Here is a 3,846-nt window from a genome sequence, read left to right as displayed (position 1 = left end):
CTTGTTTTGCAAGGCGTCGAGATTGGCATTCATGCGGTCGATGGTGGCGTTGAGCCCGGCGCATTGATTGAGGTTGCGGCCAAACAGCGAAAAACCGCACCCGGCCTGGCTCGCCTGGCTGCGAGCCTTCGAAATCTGCTCATGCTGCCTGGCAATCGCGGAATCGTATTTCCGGACTAGCGCCGGACCGCCACCGCCGCCGCGCGAGGACGCGGCAAGATCGGCTTCCAACTGGCGGCAGACCCGCGAAGCAGCCTGTGGCTCGGCTACTCCCCAGGTTGCGGACAACAGCAGGCCAAGCAGCACGACAGCATGCGCCTGCTTCCACCCTCCGCTTGCCATCCGCCCAAACTCCGCCTTCCAAATCGGCTGTTAGCCCCGCAAGGCTACCGTGTTCGCGGTTAACTGCAGTTTACCGCGAAATCCGTGTTCAGCCCAGATTGACGACCGCTTGTGCCTTGTGGGCGGCTTCGACCACGGCAAGCGCCGTCATGTTGACGACGCCGCGCGAGGTGACAGACGGCGTCAATATATGCGCCGGCATGTCGGTGCCGAGCAGGATCGGCCCGACATGTAGCGCATCCGTCATGGTTCTGAGCGCCGTCAGCGTGATGTTTGCCGAATCGAGGTTGGGGAACACCAGCAAATTGGCTTCGCCCTTCAGTCTCGAATGGGGATAGACGCGCTGGCGCAGGTGCTCCGACAGAGCAGTGTCCGCATGCATCTCGCCATCGCATTCAAGGTCAGGCGCGATGCGCGCCAGGATCGCCGCTGCTTGCCGCATCTTCAGGGCGCTGGGCGAATCGCGCGAGCCGAAATCGGAATGCGACAAGAGTGCTGCCTTCGGCTCGATGCCGAAGCGCTGGATTTCTTCCGCCGCCAGCACCGTCATCTCGGCGATTTCTTCCGCCGTCGGGTCGACGGAGACGTGGGTGTCGGTCAGAAAGATGATGCCGCGCTGCGAGATCAGCATGGAAAGCGTCGACAGGTCGTGGTCCTTGATGCCGGCGCGGGGGCCGATGATCAAGGTGACGTTGCGCAGATGCCGCTCGAATCGACCTTCGAGGCCGCAGACCATGGCGTCGGCATCGCCGCGTTTCAGCGCAAGTGCTGCGATCACCGTGTTGTCGGTGCGCACCATAGTGCGCGCGGCTTCCGTCGTCACGCCACGCCGGCCGGCGAGTTCGATCAAAAGGTCGACATAGTGGCGGTAGCGCGGATCGTCTTCCGGGTTGATGAGGCCGAAATCGACCCCGGGCTTGATGCGCAGGCCGTAGCGCTTCAGGCGCACTTCGATGACGTGCGGGCGGCCGATCAGGATCGGCTCGGCGATGCCTTCCTCGAGCACCACCTGGGCAGCCCGCAGCACGCGCTCATCCTCGCCGTCGGCATAGATGACGCGCTTGGCGCTCGATGCCTTGGCGGACGAGAACACCGGCTTCATCACCAGGCCGGAGCGGAAGACGAAGCGGTTCAGCTTGTCGATATAGGCGGCAAAGTCGGTGATCGGCCGCGTCGCGACGCCGGTGTCGCAGGCTGCCTTGGCGACCGCGGGCGCTATGCGCAGGATCAGCCGCGGATCGAAGGGCGAAGGGATCAGGAATTCAGGGCCGAAGATCGGCGTCTCGCCGGAATAGGCGCGGGCCGCGACGTCCGAAGGTTCCTCGCGTGCGAGCGCTGCGATTGCCCGCACCGCCGCCATCTTCATCTCCTCATTGATGGCGCTGGCGCCGCAGTCGAGCGCACCGCGAAAAATGTAAGGAAAACACAGTACGTTGTTGACCTGATTGGGAAAATCGGACCGGCCGGTGCAGATCATCGCATCCGGACGCGCTGCACGCGCTATTTCCGGCATGATCTCCGGATTGGGGTTGGCCAGCGCCAGGATCAGCGGCTTCGGCGCCATGTGCTGGAGCAGTTCCGGCTTCAGTACGCCTGCCGCCGACAGGCCGAGGAAGACGTCGGCGCCCGAAATGACGTCGGCCAGCGTGCGCGCCTCGGTGTCCTTCACATAGGGGTCTTTCCAACGATCCATCTCATCGGTGCGGCCCTTGTAGGCGACGCCGAAACGGTCGGTGACCCAGATGTTTTCGACCTTGGCGCCGAGCGAGACCAGCAGGTTGAGGCAGGCAAGGGCGGCAGCCCCGGCGCCGGAGGTGACGATCTTGATGTCCGATATGGTCTTGCCGGCGAACTCCAGCCCGTTGAGCACGGCGGCAGCGACGATGATGGCGGTGCCGTGCTGGTCGTCGTGGAACACCGGTATGCCCATGCGGGCCTTCAGCTGTTCCTCGACCTCGAAGCATTCCGGCGCCTTGATGTCCTCGAGATTGATGCCGCCGAAGGTCGGCTCGAGGGCCGAGATCGTCTCGACCATGCGCTCGATAGCGGGCGCGTCGATCTCTATGTCGAAGACATCGATGCCGGCGAACTTCTTGAACAGGACGGCCTTGCCTTCCATGACCGGTTTGGAGGCCAGCGGGCCGATATTGCCGAGGCCGAGCACGGCCGATCCGTTTGTGACGACACCGACCAGATTGGCGCGTGCGGTGTAGTCGGCGGCGGTCGCCGGATCGTCGCGGATTTCCAGGCAGGGGGCGGCGACGCCGGGGGAATAGGCGAGCGCGAGGTCGCGCTGATTGCCGAGCGGCTTGGTCGCCTGTATCTCGAGCTTTCCCGGCCTTGGGTGCTTGTGGAAGTAGAGGGCGGCTTCGTCGAGGTCCGAACGTGCCGTCTTTTTGCTCTCGCCTTCCATGCGGCCGCTCCCTCGAAATCTGCCTGGAGATTCCCTTTTAGCATGCAGCCGTGGTTTTTCGCGACGCTAATTGACGCGCCGGCGGCAATACCCGGCGGCGCGTAGAAAGTATTGAACAATCAAATACTTATAACGATTGTCTGACGGACGGATCCGACCGTTTCACGGATAAGTTGATCAAAAGGCGCTGACGTAAAGACCACCATCGACCGGTATGTTCTGCCCGGTCAGATAGCCGGCGTGGACCGAGCACAGGAAGGCGCAGATCTGGCCGAATTCCTCCGGCGTGCCGAGCCGCTTGGCCGGAACATCGGCGCTGATGCGGGTCTTGCGCGCGGCTGCGGCCTGAGGGCTTTCGACTGTGCCGGCCTCATGCGGGCCGCGCAGCCGGTCGGTGTCGAGCTTGCCCGGCAGAAGGCTGTTGATGGTGACGTTGCGGTCGACAACCGTTCTGGCCACGCCGGCAAGGAACGAGGTCAGGCCGGCACGCGCGCCGGACGACAGGTCGAGGCCGGGAATGGGCACATAGACCGACAGCGAGGTGATGTTGACGATGCGACCGAAGCCGCGCGCCGCCATGCCGTCCAGCACGGCCTGCACGAGCTCGATCGGAGTCACCATGTTCTGGGTAACGCCTTCGAGGATCTTTTCGCGATCGAGCGTGCGGAAGTCGCGAAGCGGCGGTCCGCCATTGTTGTTGACCAGGATGTCCGGCTCGGGGCAAGCCACGAGCAGCGCCTTCTGCACCTCCGGCTTCGAGACGTCGCCGACGACTTCCGTCACCGTGACGCCATAGCGCTCGCGCAACTCAGCGGCGGTTTTCGCCACCAGCTCGGCATTGCGTCCGTTGACGACGACGTCGCAGCCGGCTTCCGCCAGCGCCACGGCGCAACCGCGCCCAAGTCCCTTGCTCGAAGCGCAGACGATGGCCTTCTTTCCGCGGATACCAAGATCCATGACGATTTCTCCTGTGATTTGGCCGGCAAGCTAGTCCTTCGGCTGGACCAATCGCAACCGTCATACGATTGTTGCATGAATCGGGGCATAGGCTCGCGAAAGCAACGGTGAAATCGCGATGTCCGGCCAAGAGC

General features: G+C 63.5%; 2 protein-coding genes and 1 pseudogene. All 3 read right to left on the bottom strand.

Annotation, left to right across the window (positions count from 1 at the left end; genetic code table 11):
- Positions 1-342 (bottom strand): annotated as a pseudogene (locus tag ENZ74_RS24880) (hypothetical protein); the annotation flags it as partial.
- Between the two features lie 88 nt (positions 343-430).
- Positions 431-2,755 (bottom strand): NADP-dependent malic enzyme, encoded by a 2,325-nt coding sequence (locus ENZ74_RS24875; protein ID WP_024503551.1) that lies wholly within the window; start codon positions 2,753-2,755, stop codon positions 431-433.
- 177 nt (positions 2,756-2,932) lie between these two features.
- Positions 2,933-3,712 (bottom strand): SDR family oxidoreductase, encoded by a 780-nt coding sequence (locus ENZ74_RS24870; RefSeq protein ID WP_063167910.1) that lies wholly within the window; start codon positions 3,710-3,712, stop codon positions 2,933-2,935.
- Positions 3,713-3,846 lie beyond the last annotated feature (134 nt).

The organism is Mesorhizobium sp. M7A.F.Ca.CA.002.15.2.1 (genome assembly GCF_003998715.1).
GTDB classification, from domain to species: Bacteria; Pseudomonadota; Alphaproteobacteria; order Rhizobiales; family Rhizobiaceae; genus Mesorhizobium; species Mesorhizobium ciceri.
This window is presented reverse-complemented; position numbering and strand designations above follow the sequence as displayed.